Origin of the sequence: Leucobacter sp. M11 (assembly GCF_035726885.1) — a bacterium.
Taxonomy (GTDB): Bacteria; Actinomycetota; Actinomycetes; order Actinomycetales; family Microbacteriaceae; genus JAPFRB01.
Genome location: NZ_JAPFRB010000001.1, coordinates 500,557 through 503,293, shown reverse-complemented (window position 1 = coordinate 503,293; position 2,737 = coordinate 500,557). Strand labels below are relative to the sequence as shown.

Below are 2,737 nucleotides of genomic sequence, written 5' to 3'. Positions count from 1 at the left end.
GAAGGCCTGGTAGGCGTTGCCGCCCGCGTACGCCGCGAGCGCCTGCCCGGCGGTGATCCGCTCCTCGGGGAGCCAGCCACCCGCGGGGTCGCCGTCCTCGCCGGTGCGGGTGACGGCGGTGCCGAGGGCGATACGCCAGTCGGGGGTCGTCACGGGCCAGTCGCTGCCGAAGGACAGCCGCGCGCCCGAGCGGAGCACCGAGCCGATCAGGTACTGATAGCCCTCGCGGTCGTGCCCGATGTGCGGGATCGTGAGGTCGCGCATCACGGCGTCGCACTGCGCCCAATAGGGCTCGAAGTTCGCGATCACGCCGAGCTGTGCGAAGCGCTCGATGTCCTCGGGGCTGAGGAGGGCCACGTGCGCGATGACGTGCCGCCGCTCGCGGGGCGCGCCCTGCGTGTTGACGTGTTCGATCGCGTTGAGGGCGGTGCGGTTCGCCCCGTCGCCGATGGCGTGCAGGTGGAGCTGGAAGCCGGCCTCGTCGAAGGCGAGCGCCGCGGCGTGCAGCTGCTCGGCGGTCCAGTTGGGCAGCCCGGACTCCTCGGGGCGGTCCGCGTAGGGCGCGATGAGGGCGGCGGTGTGGTTTTCGATCACGCCGTCGATGAAGAACTTGACCGTGCGGGCCGAGAGCCGATCCGAGCCGAGGGCCTCGACCTGGGCGCGGGCGGCGCGGAAGGACTCGACCTGCTCCTGCCAGCTCGCGGGGTCGGCGCGGAAGGCGAGGTTGACGCGCGTGTGCAGCCGCCCGGCGCGGGCGGCCTCGTGGTACACCTCGAGGTCGACGGGCTCGACCCAGGCGTCCTGCACCCAGGTGGTGCCCTGCTCGGCGTACATCCGGGTGGCGGCCTCGAGCGCGGCGACGCGGGTCTCCAGGCTGCGGGTGGGCACGACCTGCGTGAGGAAGTTGTTCGCTGCGGCCTCTTGCAGGGTGCCCAGCGGGCTGCCATCGGCGCGGCGGACGATGCGGCCGAACTCGGGGTCCGGGGTGTCCGCGGTGATGCCCGCGGCGTTCAGCGCGGCCGTGTTCACCCAGGCCGTGTGGTAATCCCAGCAGCGGAGCACGGTGGGGGTGTCGCCCGTGACCTCGTCGAGCCAGCGGGCATCGAATTCGCCGCCGGGGGCGAAGGTCGCGTCGTAGCTGGCGCCGAGGATCCAGGCGTCGTCCGGGTGCGCCTGCTTCCACCGCCCCACCTCGGCGATGATGCCCGCGAGGTCGCTCTGCTCGCGGATCGCGGGCCCCATCGCCTCGAGGCCGCCGAAGACGGGGTGGGCGTGGCCGTCCCCGACGCCGGGGATCAGCGTGCCACCCGCGAGGTCGATCTCGGTGACGCCCGCGGAGCCGCGGGCGGAGAGCGCCTCGTCGTCGTGGGCGACGATGCGGCCGTCCCGGATCAGCAGCGCGGCGGGGCCCTGCCCGGTCGCGGAGTCCTGCGGGGAGACGATGATGTCGCCCCCGGTGAAGAGAGTTGCCATTCCTGCATCCTTGCTTAAATGAACACGGTTCGTTTGAACAGCCTAGACTGTTTTGCAACGAAGGAGTAACCGAATGACCGAAACCGGGCGACGACGCGCAGGACGCCCCAGGACCGCGGTGCTGACCCGGCAGCGGATCCTGGAGACCGGCCTCCTCGTCCTCGACGAGCGCGGCGCGGAGGGCATGGGAATGCGCGACATCGCCGCCCGGCTCGGGGTGCAGGTGTCCGCCCTCTACAACCACGTCTCGGGCCGCAGCGACCTCATCGCGGGCATCCGGGAGCTGGTCAGCGACCGCATCGATGTGTCGGCGTTCGCGGCGCAGCCCTGGCCGGACGCCCTCCGCGCCTGGGCCCGCTCCTACCGGGACGCCTTCGCGGCCCACCCGCCCACGATCGCGCTGCTCGCGGTGACGCCGGTGATCGAGGACTCCCGCACCGGGCTCATGTACGAGGCGGTCGCGCGGGCGCTCGGCGATGCCGGCTGGCCCGAGGACCGGGTGATGGCGATCATCGTGAGCCTGGAGTCCTTCATCCTGGGCTCGGCGATGGACGCGGTGGCCGCGGACGAGATGCTTGACCCGGGGGACCGGGAGGACGTGCCCCGCTACCGGGCCGCCTACCTGGCCGGGGCGGAGCGGCTTCAGGCAAGCGGCACCCGGCCGCACGAGGACGCCTTCGCCATGGGCCTCGACGCCTTCGTGCGCGGGCTCGAAGCCGCCCACGCCGCGCTCGACGCCTGAGCCGCGCCGCGCGCCGGGGAATCGGCATGGCGATGCCCAGCGCGCCGCGCTATTGTCGGAGGCACACGAGGAGGTGCAGGATGCGAAATCCTTGGCGGGCGCTCCAGCGCCACGAATCCCCCCGCGAGCGCCGCCGCGCCGCGGAGATCGCCCACGAGCGCTTCGTTTCCGGGGAACGCGACCCCGGGACCGACGCCGCCTCCGCGGTGCGCGACGTGGTGCTCGACTCCTGGCAGCGCTCCCTCGGGGCGACCCTCAGCCCCGACCGCGCCCCCGCCCAGGGCATCGGCGCGGAGGAACTCCGAATCGCCCGCGAGGGGCACCCGCTCGCCCCCGTCCTGCCGGTCGTGCACCGGCTCCTCATCGAGGAAGCGAGCGAGTCCGGCTTCATCGTCGCCGTTGGCGACGCGGGCGGGCGGCTGCTCTGGATCGACGGGGACCGCAGGCTCCGCGCCCAGGCCGAAGACATGGGCTTCGCCCCCGGGGTGGACTGGTCCGAATCCGCCGTCGGCACGAGCGCCC

2 protein-coding genes and 1 pseudogene are annotated in these 2,737 nt (G+C 73.2%); 2 read left to right on the top strand and 1 reads right to left on the bottom strand.

Going from position 1 to position 2,737, the window contains the following annotated elements:
- Positions 1-1,473 (bottom strand): amidohydrolase (locus OOT08_RS02565; RefSeq protein ID WP_325090979.1); only part of this gene is annotated, 1,473 nt, incomplete at its 3' end.
- Positions 1,474-1,546: 73 nt separating this feature from the next.
- On the opposite strand from OOT08_RS02565, the gene OOT08_RS02560 reads away from it, so the two are divergent.
- Both OOT08_RS02560 and OOT08_RS02555 read left to right on the top strand, forming a co-directional pair.
- Complete coding sequence (locus OOT08_RS02560) at positions 1,547-2,215, top strand: TetR/AcrR family transcriptional regulator C-terminal domain-containing protein (RefSeq protein ID WP_325090978.1); 669 nt, start codon at positions 1,547-1,549, stop codon at positions 2,213-2,215.
- An 80-nt stretch (positions 2,216-2,295) separates the two neighbouring features.
- Positions 2,296-2,737 (top strand): annotated as a pseudogene (locus OOT08_RS02555) (hypothetical protein); the annotation flags it as partial.